The organism is Bradyrhizobium sp. 190, assembly GCF_023073415.1.
In the GTDB taxonomy this organism is placed as follows: Bacteria; Pseudomonadota; Alphaproteobacteria; order Rhizobiales; family Xanthobacteraceae; genus Bradyrhizobium.
This window is the reverse complement of record NZ_JADPJL010000065.1, coordinates 483,875-499,403: the sequence shown is the minus strand read 5'-3', so window position 1 is coordinate 499,403 and position 15,529 is coordinate 483,875. Positions and strand designations below refer to the sequence as shown.

The 15,529-nt window shown below is 64.2% G+C and carries 16 protein-coding genes; 14 read left to right on the top strand and 2 right to left on the bottom strand.

Translation table 11 applies throughout. The features are described from left to right. Positions 1–220 precede the first annotated feature (220 nt). Positions 221–550, bottom strand: coding sequence for an iron-sulfur cluster insertion protein ErpA (gene erpA, locus IVB22_RS34325; protein WP_247521571.1), 330 nt, complete (start codon positions 548–550; stop codon positions 221–223). Between the two features lie 103 nt (positions 551–653). Between erpA and IVB22_RS34320 the strand changes: the two genes are divergently transcribed. The 12 genes from IVB22_RS34320 to surE all read left to right on the top strand — a co-directional run bounded on the left by IVB22_RS34320 (position 654) and on the right by surE (position 12,648). Then, positions 654–1,862: a deoxyguanosinetriphosphate triphosphohydrolase gene (locus tag IVB22_RS34320; protein WP_247521570.1), complete on the top strand. Its 1,209-nt coding sequence runs from the start codon at positions 654–656 to the stop codon at positions 1,860–1,862. 9 nt (positions 1,863–1,871) lie between these two features. Next, complete coding sequence (gene argS, locus IVB22_RS34315; RefSeq protein WP_247521569.1) at positions 1,872–3,665, top strand: arginine--tRNA ligase; 1,794 nt, start codon at positions 1,872–1,874, stop codon at positions 3,663–3,665. A gap of 116 nt (positions 3,666–3,781) precedes the next feature. Continuing rightward, a complete protein-coding gene (locus tag IVB22_RS34310) occupies positions 3,782–5,272 on the top strand; it encodes an SPOR domain-containing protein (RefSeq protein WP_247521568.1) in 1,491 nt (496 codons plus the stop codon). Between the two features lie 47 nt (positions 5,273–5,319). Continuing rightward, a complete protein-coding gene (nagZ, locus tag IVB22_RS34305; RefSeq protein WP_247521567.1) occupies positions 5,320–6,342 on the top strand; it encodes a beta-N-acetylhexosaminidase in 1,023 nt (340 codons plus the stop codon). Next, positions 6,339–7,166, top strand: coding sequence for a ScpA family protein (locus tag IVB22_RS34300; RefSeq protein WP_247521566.1), 828 nt, complete (start codon positions 6,339–6,341; stop codon positions 7,164–7,166). Before nagZ ends, IVB22_RS34300 begins: the two co-directional genes overlap by 4 nt. Positions 7,167–7,183: 17 nt before the next feature. Further along, entirely contained in the window at positions 7,184–7,936 is a 753-nt protein-coding gene (gene scpB / locus IVB22_RS34295; protein WP_247521565.1) for an SMC-Scp complex subunit ScpB, read from the top strand. Between the two features lie 148 nt (positions 7,937–8,084). Next, entirely contained in the window at positions 8,085–8,327 is a 243-nt protein-coding gene (locus IVB22_RS34290) for a twin-arginine translocase TatA/TatE family subunit (protein WP_247521564.1), read from the top strand. A gap of 103 nt (positions 8,328–8,430) precedes the next feature. Further along, the gene (gene tatB / locus IVB22_RS34285) at positions 8,431–8,949 is read left to right on the top strand and encodes a Sec-independent protein translocase protein TatB (protein ID WP_247521563.1); all 519 of its coding nucleotides are present in this window, start codon (positions 8,431–8,433) and stop codon (positions 8,947–8,949) included. Continuing rightward, complete coding sequence (gene tatC, locus IVB22_RS34280) at positions 8,946–9,767, top strand: twin-arginine translocase subunit TatC (protein WP_247521562.1); 822 nt, start codon at positions 8,946–8,948, stop codon at positions 9,765–9,767. Before tatB ends, tatC begins: the two co-directional genes overlap by 4 nt. Positions 9,768–9,975: 208 nt before the next feature. Further along, positions 9,976–11,307 (top strand): serine--tRNA ligase, encoded by a 1,332-nt coding sequence (gene serS, locus IVB22_RS34275; protein WP_247521560.1) that lies wholly within the window; start codon positions 9,976–9,978, stop codon positions 11,305–11,307. A gap of 12 nt (positions 11,308–11,319) precedes the next feature. After that, positions 11,320–11,784, top strand: coding sequence for a hypothetical protein (locus IVB22_RS34270; RefSeq protein WP_247521559.1), 465 nt, complete (start codon positions 11,320–11,322; stop codon positions 11,782–11,784). A gap of 96 nt (positions 11,785–11,880) precedes the next feature. Continuing rightward, entirely contained in the window at positions 11,881–12,648 is a 768-nt protein-coding gene (gene surE, locus IVB22_RS34265; RefSeq protein WP_247521558.1) for a 5'/3'-nucleotidase SurE, read from the top strand. Between the two features lie 122 nt (positions 12,649–12,770). Here the strand turns inward: surE and IVB22_RS34260 are convergent, their stop codons facing one another. Continuing rightward, complete coding sequence (locus IVB22_RS34260) at positions 12,771–13,148, bottom strand: response regulator (RefSeq protein WP_214493662.1); 378 nt, start codon at positions 13,146–13,148, stop codon at positions 12,771–12,773. A 264-nt stretch (positions 13,149–13,412) separates the two neighbouring features. Between IVB22_RS34260 and IVB22_RS34255 the strand changes: the two genes are divergently transcribed. Next, entirely contained in the window at positions 13,413–14,030 is a 618-nt protein-coding gene (locus tag IVB22_RS34255) for a protein-L-isoaspartate(D-aspartate) O-methyltransferase (RefSeq protein WP_247521592.1), read from the top strand. 109 nt (positions 14,031–14,139) lie between these two features. Then, entirely contained in the window at positions 14,140–15,507 is a 1,368-nt protein-coding gene (locus IVB22_RS34250) for a peptidoglycan DD-metalloendopeptidase family protein (RefSeq protein ID WP_247521556.1), read from the top strand. Positions 15,508–15,529 lie beyond the last annotated feature (22 nt).

The following is a 15,529-nucleotide window of genomic DNA, read 5'->3' as shown; positions in this document are numbered from 1 at the left end:
CTTCGCATGGCTTCGCGCGCCGCCCTCGCGCCCTGCCAAACCCAACCCAAGCCCGTCAAAGGACTTGACTCACAAATCCCCATATGAGGGTGGGCAAAGGAGTGCTAGCGACGTGCCCACCATCCATCACCGATTGCGCTGCTTGATGGTGGGCACGCTTCGCTTTTGCCCACCCTACACACTATCTCTCCGCATGTGGCGTGCGGATTGATTTGCGTTCTCAGACCGAAAAGCTGGTCCCGCAGCCGCACGACGCGGTGGCGTTCGGATTGACCACGCGGAACGAGGCGCCGATCAAATCGTCGACGAAATCGACTTCGGAGCCTGCGAGGAACGGCACCGAGGCCGGATCGACCAGCACCACCGCGCCCTCGCGCGCGATCACGAGGTCGTCCTCGGCCCGGGCGTGGTCGACGTCGAATTTGTACTGGAAGCCGGAGCAGCCGCCGCCTTCGACGGAGATGCGCAGCATGGCGCCGCCGCCTTCGGTCTTGAGGATTTCGCCGATGCGGCGGGCGGCCCGCTCGCTGACGGTGATGGCAGTGGTCATGGCATGCTCTCCGGCCCGTCATACCCAATTCATTTGGTATGGGGCGTCAGACATAGTTAAGTGCATAATCTCGCGGAATCAAATGGATAAGGACTAAAAAATCGTGTCGGTCGGAATGGCTGCCCCCCGCGCGCCCTATGGCTGCGACCCCGATTCCAGCCGCGGCCGGCTGTTCGCCGAGCCGCCGAGCCGAACCCGCAGCCCGTTCCGGCGCGATTGCGACCGGGTGATCCATTCCACCGCGTTTCGGCGGCTGAAGCACAAAACACAAGTTTTCGTGTTCCACGAGGGCGACCATTACCGCACGCGGCTGACCCATTCGCTGGAAGTGGCGCAGATTGCCCGCGCGCTGGCCCGGCAGCTCGGCCTCGACGAGGACCTGACCGAAACGCTGGCGCTGGCGCACGACCTCGGCCATCCCCCCTTCGGCCATGCCGGCGAGCGGGCGCTCGACAAATGCCTCAAGGCCCATGGCGGCTTCGACCACAACGCGCAGGCGCTGCGGGTGGTGACCTCGCTGGAGCATCGTTATCCCGAGTTCGACGGGCTGAACCTGACCTGGGAAGCGCTCGAGGGCATCGTCAAGCACAATGGTCCGCTGACCGAACCGGGCGGGGCCCCGGCCGGGCCATACCGCGAAAGCGGCATTCCCGTCGGCATCGCCGACTTCAATCAAAAATTCGATCTGGAGCTGTGGAGCTACGCCTCGCTGGAGGCGCAGGCCGCGGCCTTCGCCGACGATATCGCCTATGACGCCCACGATATCGACGACGGCCTGCGCGCCGGCTTGTTCAGCGTCGATGATTTGAAGGTCATGCCGCTCACGGCCGCTGTAATCGCTGAGATCGACCAGCATTATCCCAATCTCGACGATGCCAGGCGCGGCGCGGAACTGGTGCGGGAGCTGATCTCCTACATGATCGGGGCGGTCATGTCGGAGGCGGGCAGGCGGCTTGCGGCGGCGAGACCGCAATCGGCGTATGACGTCCGTCACCACCATCAGCCGCTGGTCGCCTTCCCGCCCGAGGTCGCGGAGGAGGAGGCCGCGATCAAGGCGTTCCTGAAATTGCATATGTACCGCCACCCTCGCGTCATGCGGGTGATGGGCGAGGCGGAAGGGATCCTGTTCGACCTGTTCGCGCGCTACCAGACCTCCCCGGGCGACCTGCCGCCCGAATGGGTCGAAGGGTCAGAGCGCGAGAGCGAGGGCGAGCGGGCGCGCCGGATCGGTAATTTCATCGCCGGAATGACCGACCGTTTCGCCTTGATCGAGCACCAAAGGCTTTTTGACTCGACCCCGGATTTGCGTTAGGCGGCGGCCATGTCCGACAAGTCAGCCCCACAACATCTGTTTGCCGACGCGCTGGCGCGCGTGCACGCGGTCTGCGCCGCGCTCGCGGCCGAGGGCCAATGGCCCGCCGGCATCGATTTCTCCCGCGTCGTGGTTGAGCCGCCGCGCGATGCGAGCCATGGCGACATGGCGACCAATGCCGCGATGGTGCTGGCCAAGGACGCCAAGGCCAAGCCGCGCGAGCTCGCCGATAAAATCGCGGAAAAATTGCGCGCCGACGATCTGGTGGCTTCCGTCGAGGTCGCCGGTCCCGGCTTCATCAATCTCACTTTGAAGCCTCAGGTCTGGGCGGACGAACTGCTGACAATGCTGCGCGAAAGCGCAGCTTACGGCAAAAGCGCGATCGGCCACGGCGCCAAGGTCAATGTCGAATACGTCTCGGCCAATCCGACCGGGCCGATGCATGTCGGTCACTGCCGCGGCGCCGTGTTCGGAGACGCGCTGTGCGGTCTGCTTGACTTTGCCGGCTACGACGTCACGCGCGAATATTACATCAACGACGCCGGCGCGCAGGTCGATGTGCTCGCGCGCTCCGCGTTCCTGCGCTACCGCGAGGCGCTCGGCGAGAGCATCGGCGAAATTCCGGAAGGGCTCTATCCCGGCGATTACCTCGTCCCCGTCGGGCAAACGCTGGCCGCGGAGTATGGCGACAAGCTGAAGGCGATGTCAGAAAGCGCCTGGCTGCCGATTGTGCGCGCGAAGTCGATCGCCATGATGATGGACATGATCAGGGGCGATCTCGCCGCGCTCAATATCAAGCACGAGGTGTTCTTCTCGGAGCGGTCGCTAATCGAGACCGGCAACAACAAGGTCACCGAGACCATCGATTTCCTGCGCGCCAAGGGCGACATCTACGAAGGCCGCCTGCCGCCGCCGAAAGGCAAGCCGGTCGAGGATTACGAGGACCGCATCCAGACGCTGTTCCGCGCCACCGCCTATGGCGATGATGTCGATCGTCCGCTGATCAAGTCGGACGGCGCCTATACCTATTTTGCTTCCGACATCGCCTATCACAAGAACAAGGTCGATCGCGGCTTCCTCGACATGATCGACGTGTTCGGCGCCGATCATGGCGGCTACATCAAGCGCATGCAGGCAGCCGTGAAGGGCGTCAGCGGTGGCAAGGCCGCGCTCGACGTCAAGGTCGTGCAGCTCGTGCGGCTGTTGCGCAACGGCGAACAGGTGCGGATGTCGAAACGCTCCGGCGATTTCGTCACGCTGCGCGAGGTGGTGGACGAGGTCGGTTCGGATGCCGTGCGGTTCATGATGCTGTTCCGCAAGAACGACGCGGTGCTCGATTTCGACCTCGCCAAGGTGCTCGAACAATCGAAGGACAATCCCGTCTTCTACGTCCAGTACGGGCATGCCCGCGGCCATTCGATCTTCAAGAATGCCCGAGAGGTGGTTCCCGATCTTCCGGAGGACGACGCGGCCCGGGCGGCCTATCTGGGGGATGCCCCGGTGGGCTTGCTGACCGATCCGGCCGAATTGGATCTTTTGAAGCGGCTGGCGCTCTATCCCCGGATGGTCGAGGCGGCGGCGGTCGCACATGAACCGCACCGAATCGCTTTTTATCTATATGATTTGGCCAGTGAATTTCACGCGTTGTGGACGAAAGGGCGGGATTTGCCCTATTTACGCTTCATTATAACTAATGATGCAGAGATCACGAGGGCGCGGCTGGCTATGGTCCAGGGCGTCGTCTCGGTTCTGGCATCGGGCTTAGCCGTTCTCGGCGTCCACGCTCCGACCGAGATGCGGTAGGCAGGGGCGAAGGCCGTCACGAATGGGGGTTCGTGGGGGTATCTGGCAGGGGCCGCTCGTCATGGTTTGTTTGACATGGCGAGTTGGCGCTGTCCCGTAGGGGATGCATCATCACGATGGCTGATCGATATCAGGACCGACATTTTCCCTCCGCCGACCAGGATCGCGGCGAGGGTGATCCGCTTGCCGAGCTCGCAAGGCTGATCGGGCAGACCGATCCGGTCGGGGCCGCGGCCAAATCCGCGCCGTACCCGCTGCAGTCGCGCGCCAACGTGCGGCCACAGCAGTATGATCCGCCGGAAGAGTTGCCCGATGCTCCTCTGAGCCCGCCGGCATGGATGCAGCGCGCGCGCCACGAAACTCCGCTGCCACCGCCGCCGCTGCCGCAGGAATACGATGACGAGCCGGAGTACCAGCCGGCGCCGGTGCATCCCTTGCATCGCTACGCGGCCCAGCCGCCGCAGGCGCCCGCGCATCAAGCGCCGCCCGAGCAGGACTATTACGAGCAGCCTCAGCAACAATATGCCGACGAGCAGCAGCAGGACCCGTCGCGCTACGACGATGCGCTGTATGGACGGTTAGAGACCGGTGAGCACGACTATCAGCGCGATCCGGCCTATCCGGACGATCCCTACGCCTACCAGGGCGAATATGAGGAAGAGCCCGCGCCGAAGAAGCGCTCGAGCGGCCTGATGACGGTCGCCGCCGTGCTGGCGCTGGCAGTGGTGGGGACCGGGGCTGCTTTTGCCTACCGCACCTTTGTCGGTTCGCCCCGCAGTGGCGAGCCGCCGATCATCAGGGCCGACAACAGCCCGACCAAGGTGGTGCCGGCGCCATCAGACGCCGGCGCTGGCAAGACCCCCGACCGCATGCTGTCGGGCGATGGCGGCGAGAAGCTGGTGTCGCGCGAAGAAACTCCGGTCGACGTCAATTCGAGGTCCGGCGGGCCGCGCGTGGTGTTTCCGCCGCTGAACCAGAACGCCAACCCGCCGCCGGCCTCGAGTGTTTCTCCGTCGGCGCCGATGGCTTCGGCCGCCAACGGCACGATGCCGAACAACGAACCGCGCAGGATCAGGACGCTCGCGGTCAAGGGCGACGCTGCCGAGAACGGCGGTATCCCGGCAGGCGCCAACGCGCCGCAGAGGCCAGCGCTGCCGACGCGATCCGTCGCTGCCCAGGCCGCGGCTCCTGGTCCCGGTCCCACCGTACCGCCGGCGCGTAACCCGGCATCCGCCAATGCCAGCGCCAATACGCCGATGTCGCTCGCTCCCCAAGCAGGACAAGCGCCCGATTCCGCGCCGCCGGCCCGGATGGCGGCGACCAATCCGGCCCAGACGGCCGCTCCGGCTCCGACCAGCGGCGGCTATCTGGTTCAGGTCTCCTCGCAGAAGAACGAAGCCGACGCACAGGCCTCCTATCGCGCGCTCCAGGGTAAGTTCCCGAGCGTGCTGGGGCCGCACTCGTCGCTGGTGAAACGCGTCGATCTCGGCGAAAAGGGCGTCTATTACCGCGCCTTCGCCGGCCCGTTCGGCTCGTCCGAGGAGGCGGCGCAGGTCTGCAGCAGCCTGAAATCTGCCGGCGGGCAGTGCTTCGTCCAAAGGAATTAACGGCGGTTTCCTTGACCCCGGGGCTGCGAGGGGCCTAATCGGCCCCCATGAGCAGCCACGCATTCATCACGGGCGTATCGGGACTGGAACTGAGCGCCACGGAGCGCGAGTTCATCCGTGGGATGCGGCCGTGGGGCTTCATTCTGTTCAAACGCAATATCGAGACCCCCGATCAAGTCGCTGCGCTTGTTGGGGAAATGCGGAATTGCCTGAGCGAGGCGGATGCGCCGGTGCTGATCGACCAGGAAGGCGGGCGGGTCGCCCGGCTTGGGCCGCCGCACTGGCCGGTCTATCCGCCTGGCGCCGTGTTCGGCGCGCTCTACGACCTCGACAAGGCGCTGGGGCTAAAGGCTGCGCGGCTCAGCTCGCGGCTGATCGCGGCTGACCTGATCGACCTCGGCGTCACCGTCGACTGCCTGCCGCTGGCGGACGTCCCGGTGGCTGGGGCCGACGCCGTGATCGGCAACCGGGCCTATGGAACCGAGCCGGCCAAGGTCGCGGCGATCGCCCGCGCCGTCACCGAGGGACTGGAACAGGGCGGCGTCCTGCCGGTTCTGAAGCATATTCCCGGTCACGGCCGGGCCACTGCCGACAGCCATCACCAGCTTCCGACGGTCGATACGTCGCGCAATGAGCTGGAACGGACCGATTTCGCGGCCTTTCAACCGCTGGCGGACCTGCCGATGGCGATGACCGCACATGTTGTGTTTAGCGCGCTTGACCCCGCCCAACCGGCGACGACTTCTGCGACAATCATCCGGCAGGTGATTCGCGGCGTAATTGGGTTCCAAGGCTTGTTGATGAGTGACGACGTGTCCATGAATGCCCTGGCGGGATCGATCGCCGAGCGGACCCGCGCCATCGTCAACGCCGGCTGCGACATGGTCCTGCATTGCAACGGCAGGCTCGACGAGATGCGCGACGTGGCGCGCGAGACGCCGGAGCTGGCGGGCGAAGCCCTGGATCGCGCCAGGCGGGCGCTGGCCTCGCGAAAACAGCCCGAGCCCTTCGACCGGCAGGCGGCACGGGCTGAACTTGAAGCGTTGATGGATCGGGTAGGAACGGCATGACGGCTGAGATTCTATCGTTTGAAACCGGACGGCCCGCCCAAATCACCGACAGCGAGGCGGCGCTCGTCGTCGACGTCGAGGGCTATGAAGGCCCGCTCGACCTGCTGCTGACGCTGGCGCGGCAGCAGAAGGTCGATCTCGCCAAGATTTCGATCCTGGCGCTGGCCGACCAGTATCTGACGTTCATCGAGGCCGCGCGAAAGATCCGCCTCGAACTCGCAGCCGATTACCTCGTGATGGCTGCCTGGCTCGCCTACCTGAAATCACGCCTGCTGCTGCCTGAACCACCCACGCCGGACGGACCGAGTGCGGAAGAAATGGCGACCGCGCTTGCCAACCGGCTGCGCCGGCTCGAGGCGATCCGCGAAGCCGCCAACCGGCTGATGAACCGCCCGCAGTTCCAGCGCGATATCTTTCCGCGCGGCAATCCGGAATCGATCGCCGAAATCCGTCACCCCAAATTCACCGCAACCCTGTTCGATCTGCTCACCGCCTATTCCGTACAGCGCCAGCAGCGCGTGCTGGCGACGGTGCATCTGGCCAAGCGCACGGTGTGGTCGCTGGCCGAGGCACGCGCCTCGCTGGAGCGGCTAGTCGGCATGACCGAGGCCGGGGACTGGAGCTGCCTCGACGATTTCCTGCTCAGCTACGTCGTCGATCCCTCGCAGCGGGCGACGGTGTTTGCGTCGAGCTTCGCCGCTGCACTCGAACTGGTGCGCGAAGGCGAGATGGAATTGAACCAGAAAGAGGCGTTCGCGCCGCTGTATTTTCGTAAGCGTCCGCCGCAGGCAGCGATGCCCGCGCCGGATATGACGGTCGAGTAGTGGAAGGAGACCTAGCCATGGCAAGCCTGGCGGAAAAACGCATGGAAGATGCCGAGGATCATCCCATCGACCAGAATATCGAAGTTGAGGCGCGGCCCGAGGAATTGCGGCTTCTCGAAGCGCTGCTGTTTGCCTCTGCCGAGCCGATCGATCAGGCGACGCTTGCCAAGCGCATGCCCGATGGCGTCGACGTCAAGGCGGCGCTGGCGCAACTGCAGGCGGAATATGCTCCGCGCGGCGTCAACCTGGTGCGCGTCGCCAACAAATGGACCTTTCGCACCGCCGGCGATCTGTCGTGGCTGATGACGCGCGAAAGCACGGAGACACGGCGCCTGTCGCGGGCGGCGATCGAGGTGCTTGCGATCATCGCCTATCACCAGCCGGTGACGCGCGCCGAGATCGAGGAGATCCGCGGCGTGATCACGTCCAAGGGAACGCTGGATGTGCTGCTGGAAACCGGCTGGATCCGTCCCCGCGGTCGTCGCAAGACGCCGGGCCGGCCGCTCACCTTCGGCACGACCGAAGCGTTCCTGTCGCAGTTCAGCCTGGAAGCGCTCGGCGACCTGCCGGGCCTGGAAGAGTTGAAGGGTACGGGGCTACTGGATTCGCGGCTGCCCTCCGGATTCAGCGTTCCGACGCCGTCCGACGACGTGGCGTTGCGTGAGGACGAGGATCCGCTCGACGCCGGCGATACTCTGGAACTCCTGCTGGCGCCGGCCGCCGATCCCGAAGAGGGCGGTGGAACTGGTTCTGAAGGCTCAGCCGGCTAGCCCCGCAATCGGGGTTAATGATAGCCATAATACGTAGCCGCGACAGCGATTTGCCGCGGCAGGGGTCCTTGTTTTTGATACCTCTCGGGCCTACCTTCCGCCAAAGCTTGGCCGGAAGCCGGCCGTCTCTTTTTTGGAGGGTTGCAGGATGGGTTCGCTTAGCATTTGGCACTGGATCGTCGTGATCGCAGTGGTCCTGCTGTTGTTCGGCCGCGGCAAGATTTCGGACCTGATGGGTGATGTCGCGCAGGGCATCAAGTCCTTCAAGAAGGGCTTGCAGGACGATGACAAGGCACCCGAAAAGCCCGCCGAGCCGGTGAAGAGCATCGACCACAATGCAACGCCGGCGCCGACGGCGGCACGGACGGATGTCGGCAGCAAGGCTGTCTGAACCGGACATCGGTTGAAAGCCGGTTTGAGAAAAGGCGCGGGCGTCCCCAAATCTTGCTAAATAGGGATTTGGGCGCGGACGTCTCGCGCGAGCGGAAGAATTCATGTTCGACATCGGGTGGAGTGAACTGGTCGTCATCGCGGTTGTCGCGCTGATCGCCATCGGCCCGAAAGAGCTGCCGGGCGTGCTGCGCATGGTCGGACAATGGATGGGCAAGGCGCGCAAGATGGCGTCCGAATTCCAGGGCCAGTTTCAGGAGGCCATGCGCGAGGCCGAAATGGCCGACCTCAAGAAGAGCTTTGACGAGGTCAAGGACGTGGCGACAGGCCTCTCCCCCGCCAACGTCATGACCTCGCTGCAGAAGGATGTCGGCGACGCCCTGCAGATCGGCGACATCGACAAGCCTGCCGCCACCCAACCCAACGACGCGCAGGTGGCGTCCGCGATCGGCGAACCCGTCACCCCGACAACGCCGGCCGCACCGACGCCGGAGACCTTTGCGGAAGCCGAGGCGCATGCGGCGGCGTCCGAGCCACTTGTGATCACGCGTGAAGTTCAGGCGGCGGCGCAGGATATCGCGCCGGCGGCGCCTGACGTTCTCAAGGACGCCAAAGCGTCATGACCGTCGAGGACATCGAGGCCAGCAAGGCGCCATTGATGGATCATTTGATCGAGCTGCGCTCGCGGCTGATCAAGGCGCTATTGGCCTTCGGTATTGCGTTCATCTTCTGCTTCTTCTTCGCCAAGCAGATCTACAACGTGCTGGTCTGGCCCTTCGTCTGGGTGGCGGGCGCCGAGAATTCGACATTCATTTATACCGCGCTGTTGGAATATTTCCTGACGCAATTGAAGCTGGCGATGTTCGGCGCTGCCTTCATCTCGTTCCCGATCGTTGCCGGGCAGATCTACATGTTCGTGGCGCCCGGCCTCTATAAGCATGAGCGCGGTGCGTTCCTGCCTTACCTGGTCGCCACGCCGTTCTTCTTCATACTCGGCTCGCTACTGGTTTACTTCATCGTGCTGCCGATGCTGGTGCGGTTCTCGCTCGGCATGCAGCAGATGGGCGGCGATGAGAGTGCGAAGATCCAGTTGTTGCCGAAGGTCGGCGAATATTTGTCGCTGATGATGTCGTTGATCTTCGCGTTCGGCATCGCGTTCCAGCTTCCGGTGATCCTGACGCTTTTGGGGCGGATCGGCATCGTCACCTCGCAGATGCTTCGCGAGAAGCGGCGCTATTTCATCGTGATCGCCTTCGTGATCGCCGCCGTTCTGACGCCGCCCGATGTCATCAGCCAGGCCTCGCTCGCGATACCGCTGTTATTGCTGTACGAGGGCGCGATCGTCGCGGTCCGCATGGTGGAAAAGAAGGCCGCGGCCGCGCAGGCCGCGTCAGGCACACCGCCCGCCAGCCCGCCTCCGGAAACCAACCCGGCCGAGTAGGGCGTCGTTCTCGCCCCCTAATCGGCCGTCATTCCCCGCGAAAGCGGGGAATCCAGTACACCGAGGCCTCTCGACTCTATCGCATCTGCTCTGGAATACTGGATCACCCGCTTTCGCGGGTGATGACGGGTGTGGTACGGAGGCGCACCGTTGAATGTCAACATAATGGGTTGACTTCCAACGCGCACGCTTGAGGACCTGACCCGCTATGCACGACATCAAATCGATCCGCGACAACCCCCAGGCGTTCGATGCCGGACTGAAGCGCCGCGGGCTGGCGCCGCTGTCGGCTGCGCTGCTGACGATCGATGAAAAACGCCGTGCGGCGATCCTCGCGTCGGAGCAAGCGCAGGCGCGGCGCAATGCGGCGTCGAAGGAAATCGGCGAGGCCAAGAAGGCCAAGGATGACGCGCGCGCCAACAAGCTGATGGAGGAAGTCGCCGAACTCAAGACCACGATGCCGGGGCTCGAGCTTGCAGCCAAGACGGCCGACGAGGAGTTGGGGGAAGAGCTCGCAGCTATCCCGAACTTGCCGCTCGACGATGTGCCCGAAGGCGCAGACGAGCAGGGCAATGTGCAGCGCCACGTCTACGGCAAGATCCGCAACTATGCCTTCACGCCGAAGCCGCATGACGATCTCGGCGGCGCGCTCGGCTACATGGATTTCGAGGCGGCCGCGAAATTGAGTGGCGCCCGCTTCGTGGTGCTGAAGAAGGGGTTGGCGCGGCTCGAGCGCGCGATCGGACAGTTCATGCTCGATCTGCACACCAACGAGCATGGCTACATCGAGGTCAACCCGCCGTTGCTAGTGCGCGACGCTGTGATGTTCGGCACGGGCCAATTGCCGAAATTCGAGGACGACCAGTTCTGGGCTATCAAGGGCGAATTGCTAGTGGCGCCCGACGAACGATTGAAGACCGAACGTCTCGGTCTCATTCCCACCGCCGAAGTCTCGCTGACCAATCTCGTTCGCGAATCCATCGTCGACGAAAAAGAGCTGCCGATGCGGCTGACCGCGCTGACGCCGTGCTTTCGCGCGGAAGCGGGCGCGGCAGGCCGCGATACCCGCGGCATGATCCGACAGCATCAGTTTACAAAAGTCGAGTTGGTGTCGATCGCAACGCCTGAGACCAGCCGCGACGAACATGAGCGCATGCTGTCTTGCGCCGAGGAAGTGCTCAAACGGCTCGATCTGCATTACCGCGTGATGACGCTGTGCTCTGGCGACATGGGTTTCTCCGCGCAAAAAACCTACGACATCGAGGTCTGGATGCCGGGGCAGGGCGAGGGCGGCGCTTATCGCGAAATCTCGAGCTGCTCGGTGTGCGGCGACTTCCAGGCGCGCCGCATGGACGCGCGCTCGCGTGGGCCCGACGGCAAGCCGCGCTTCGTGCACACGCTGAACGGCTCCGGCACAGCGGTCGGCCGCGCGCTGATCGCGGTCATGGAAACCTATCAGCAGGAAAACGGCGCGATCGCGGTGCCCGAAATGTTGCAGCCCTATATGGGCGGGCTCAAGACGATCGAGCGGGACAAATAGCGCAAGGCGAAAATGGCATTGCATCGCGACATCCTTTGGATCGGGAGGCAATGGGCTGTTACCGGCCACGGGATGCAATTGATCGACCAGCGGCTGATGGGCGCCTTCGATATCGAAGTGGCGCGCCTGTGGGACGACGATCTGATCGAGCGCATGCATGCCAAGGAGTGGCTTAACGCTGCGGATTTCGACAAGGGGCTGGCGGTTGCGCGAACGCGACATCCGCACACGCAGGCGGAATCGACATCGGTAGCGCCGCCGCCGGTTGTAGCGATCGAGCCCATCGCACCGTCTCCGCCGCCGAAGCCGGAGCGGCCTGCTACCGTTGAGCCGCCGCAGCCGCCTCCGGCACCACCGGAGGCCGTGAGTCCACAGCCTCTCGAGCGGCCAAAGCAGGAATCGCCAGACCTGCAGATGAAAATCGACGGCGGCGCTAGATTCGCGCGTCCTTGGCGCGTCTGGGTGAAGAAAACATGAGGAAATGGGCCGGTTTGCCTCAGCCGCGATAGCCGGATAAGACGACGCCCAAAGGCAAGAGCCTGCCGCGACCTGAACCAGAAGGCATTTTGACGGATGCGAATTCTCTGCACCAACGACGACGGCATCCATGCCCCGGGCTTGAAGATCGTCGAGGAGATCGCCCGCGCGCTGTCCGACGACGTCTGGATCGTGGCGCCGGAGCTCGATCAGTCCGGCGTCTCGCACTCGCTGTCGCTGAACGATCCCTTGCGGCTGCGCGAAGTCGGTCCGCGCCATTTCGCGGTGCGGGGCACGCCGACCGATTGCGTGATCATGGGTTCGCGCCACATCCTCGGCGAGAAGATGCCCGATCTGGTGCTGTCCGGCGTCAACAAGGGCCGCAACGTGGCCGAGGATGTCGTCTATTCCGGCACCATCGCCGGTGCCCTCGAAGGCACGATCCTGGGAATCCCGTCGTTTGCACTGAGCCAGGAATTTTCCATCGAGACCCGTCACGCGCCGCTGTGGGACACCGCGCTGAAATTCGGTCCGGACATCCTGCGCAAGGTGATCGATGCGGGCGTGCCGAAGAACACTGTGATCAACGTCAATTTTCCGGCCTGCACGCCGGACCAGGTCAACGGCGTTCGCGTGACGCGGCAGGGCAAGCGCAATCTCGGCTTCCTCAAGGTCGACAAGCGCCACGATGGCCGCGGCAATCCCTATTTCTGGATCGGCTTCGAGCGCGCCGCGATGATGGATACGCCGGCCGAAGGCACCGACCTTGCCGCACTTGCTGCACGCTATGTATCGGTCACGCCGCTGCGGCTCGATCGGACCGATGAAGCGTTCTCGGAAGCGCTGACGACGACGCTGAAATGACGTGAAGCGACTGCGCAGTAGCCCGGATGGAGCGGAGCGCAATCCGGGATCGGCTTGTCGGCTTGCGAGATCGCCTCCAGATTGCGCTCCGCTCCATCCGGGCTACGTTCGCAACGCGCCGCCTAAACCGGCGCGCTCTTCATGGTCGCGGCGATGACCTGAGCCAGTGTTTCCAGCTGGAATGGCTTCTGCAGCGCGGGGCGGTCGCGATATTCCTGGGGCAGGCCGGAGGAGCCGTAGCCGGTTGCAAAGATGAACGGCCGGTTGCGCGCCGTGATCAGTTCGGCCACCGGCGTGATCACCTTGCCGTTGACGTTGACGTCGAGAATGGCGAGATCGAATTCGGTCGATTGCACCAGCTTGACCGCTTCACCGATTTCGCCGGCCTCGGCAGCTACGCTGTGGCCCAGCTCTTCCAGCATGTCAGCGACCATCATCCGGATCATAACCTCGTCTTCAACGAGGAAAACAGAACAGCCCGCCGGCCGTGTCGCTATCATGAGGGGAATCCTTGCCCTTCCAAGGCTTTGAGGTTCGCAAAAAACACCCCTTGGCGCAACGTCGACATGAACCGGCACGCTTTGAAGCAAAGGCTCCGGCTGTGGATTTGCCGTGCCCTAACGCCGCGGGCGCGACAACGGTTCCCTTAGCAGGAACCGAAATCTTGAGGAAATTCTTCCTTAAGTGCGCGCAGGCTATTACATCTCGGCGAGGCCTGAGCCCGCCGCGAGACCGCAATGTCGCAAGAACCGCCCGAGAAAATGATGTTTCAGCTCACCCTGCGGCGGCGGGGGATCAGCGATCAGGCGGTGCTGCGCACCATGGAAGCGGTGCCGCGGGAGGTTTTCGTGGCGGCTGGCGATCGCGGTCATGCCTACCGGGACAGCGCGCTCGGCATCGCCTGCGGGCAGACCATCAGCCAGCCCTTCGTGGTGGCCTACATGACCGAGCAACTGCAACTGCAAAAGGGCCACAAGGTCCTCGAGATCGGTACCGGCTCCGGCTATCAGGCCGCGGTGCTGTCGCGGTTGTGCGCGCATGTCCTGACCATCGAGCGCTACCGGACGCTGGCGGACACGGCCCGCGACCGGCTCGAAGCGCTCGGCTATTACAATATCGAGGTGATGTACGGCGACGGCTTCGACATACCGGCGGGCGCGGGCGATTTCGACCGCATCATCGTCACCGCCGCGATGGAGCAAATTCCGGAAAAGCTGCTGGAGCGGCTGGTGCCGCGCGGCATCCTGATCGCGCCGGTCGGCCCCCATCACGGCAGCCAGACGCTGGTCAGGATGATCAGGACGGACAGCGGGTTCGAGCGCAAGGAATTGGTCGATGTCCGCTTCGTCCCAGCCCTGCCGGGAATTGCGCGCGAGCTGTAGAAGCCCGGATTGGCAGTTCCCGCCAACATCTTATTCCAAGGGTTAAGCGGTTATTTACTCGATACGTGTTTACTCAAAACAGTATTTTGTTGCGTACGAGTGAGTAACCATGTCCCGTGTCGCCGAGTTGCTTCGCTCGCGTCGGATGCCGCAGGTCGCGGTGCTGGCGCTGATGTCGGTCGGCTTTGCCGGCTGCAGCGCCGATATGCAGACGCGCTTTTCCGATTTCTCCAATCCCTTTGCCTCGCAGCCCGAAGCGACCGGTTCGGTGCGGTCGCCCGCCGCAGAACGCCGCGAGTCGCCGGAATACGCCCGGCCGCAGGCGTCCACGCCGCAATTCCAGTCCCAGGCCTTGCCGCCGCCAGCCGTTGCTGCACCGCCCGCCTATCCGGCCAGTTCGGGCGGGGTGTCGGGAGGAGGGCGCGGGATTTCGTCCTATGCGCCGCCGTCCCATTCCCCCATCGAGACCACCGCCACGGTACCGCCGCGCTCGGTAGCGGCCGCGCGTCCGGCTGCGCCGAACGGCACCACGATCATCGTCGGCACCAGCGACACGCTCGACATTCTGGCCAAGCGCTACAACGTTTCATCTGCCGCGATCCTGCAGGCCAATGGCTACAAGGGACCGCGCGTGCTGTCGCCCGGCCAGCAACTGATCATTCCGCGGCAGACCGCGGTGGCTGCGGCCGCGCCGGCGCTCGCGCCCCCGGCCAGCAAGCCGGTCGCCGCTGCGGCCACGCCGCCGAGCGTTCATATTGTCAATCGCGGCGATACGCTGATGAGCATCGCGCGCCGGAACAATGTCCAGGTTACCGAACTCGCCAAGGCCAACAATCTCGATCAATCCGCCAAGCTCAGCCTTGGCATGAAGCTCACCGTGCCCGGTTCGAGGTCCGCGGCCGTTGCGCCAGTGGCGCAGCCCGTTGCCGCCGCACCCGCCCAGCCGGTTGCCCAGGTTGCAGCACCAGCCACCAAGATGGCGTCCGCCGGCGGTCCGCCGCAGAGCGCGCGGCTGGCGTCCGCCACCACCAATGTCGTGGAAGAAAAGCCCGCCGCCGAACCCGCGTCGATCAAGCCGAGCGAAGCCACCGGCGCGCTGCCGACCTTCCGCTGGCCGGTGCGCGGTAAGGTGATCACCAGCTACGGCGCCAAGACCAACGGCAAGTCGAATGACGGCATCAACCTGGCGGTGCCCGAAGGCACGCCGGTGAAGGCGGCGGAAGACGGCGTGGTTGCCTATTCCGGTAACGAGCTCAAGGGTTACGGCAATCTGGTTCTGGTGCGGCATTCCAACGGTTACGTCACCGCATATGCCCATGCGAGTGAACTGCTGGTAAAGCGCGGCGATACGATCAAGCGCGGCCAGATCATTGCCAAATCGGGTCAATCTGGCGAGGTGGGATCGCCGCAGCTCCACTTCGAGATCCGCAAGGGATCTTCACCGGTTGACCCGCTTCAATTCCTGAACGGGGCGTGATCGGCTAGCTGCGCAGCGGCGT

What these genes read in the sequence shown, in the direction of transcription:
- erpA (WP_247521571.1), bottom strand. Translation starts at nt 550, where the DNA reads ATGACCACTGCCATCACCGTCAGCGAGCGGGCCGCCCGCCGCATCGGC.
- IVB22_RS34250 (WP_247521556.1), top strand. Translation starts at nt 14,140, where the DNA reads ATGTCCCGTGTCGCCGAGTTGCTTCGCTCGCGTCGGATGCCGCAGGTC.
- IVB22_RS34310 (WP_247521568.1), top strand. Translation starts at nt 3,782, where the DNA reads ATGGCTGATCGATATCAGGACCGACATTTTCCCTCCGCCGACCAGGAT.
- surE (WP_247521558.1), top strand. Translation starts at nt 11,881, where the DNA reads ATGCGAATTCTCTGCACCAACGACGACGGCATCCATGCCCCGGGCTTG.
- IVB22_RS34270 (WP_247521559.1), top strand. Translation starts at nt 11,320, where the DNA reads ATGGCATTGCATCGCGACATCCTTTGGATCGGGAGGCAATGGGCTGTT.
- IVB22_RS34255 (WP_247521592.1), top strand. Translation starts at nt 13,413, where the DNA reads ATGTTTCAGCTCACCCTGCGGCGGCGGGGGATCAGCGATCAGGCGGTG.
- scpB (WP_247521565.1), top strand. Translation starts at nt 7,184, where the DNA reads ATGGCAAGCCTGGCGGAAAAACGCATGGAAGATGCCGAGGATCATCCC.
- IVB22_RS34300 (WP_247521566.1), top strand. Translation starts at nt 6,339, where the DNA reads ATGACGGCTGAGATTCTATCGTTTGAAACCGGACGGCCCGCCCAAATC.
- serS (WP_247521560.1), top strand. Translation starts at nt 9,976, where the DNA reads ATGCACGACATCAAATCGATCCGCGACAACCCCCAGGCGTTCGATGCC.
- nagZ (WP_247521567.1), top strand. Translation starts at nt 5,320, where the DNA reads ATGAGCAGCCACGCATTCATCACGGGCGTATCGGGACTGGAACTGAGC.
- IVB22_RS34290 (WP_247521564.1), top strand. Translation starts at nt 8,085, where the DNA reads ATGGGTTCGCTTAGCATTTGGCACTGGATCGTCGTGATCGCAGTGGTC.
- tatB (WP_247521563.1), top strand. Translation starts at nt 8,431, where the DNA reads ATGTTCGACATCGGGTGGAGTGAACTGGTCGTCATCGCGGTTGTCGCG.
- argS (WP_247521569.1), top strand. Translation starts at nt 1,872, where the DNA reads ATGTCCGACAAGTCAGCCCCACAACATCTGTTTGCCGACGCGCTGGCG.
- IVB22_RS34260 (WP_214493662.1), bottom strand. Translation starts at nt 13,148, where the DNA reads ATGATAGCGACACGGCCGGCGGGCTGTTCTGTTTTCCTCGTTGAAGAC.
- tatC (WP_247521562.1), top strand. Translation starts at nt 8,946, where the DNA reads ATGACCGTCGAGGACATCGAGGCCAGCAAGGCGCCATTGATGGATCAT.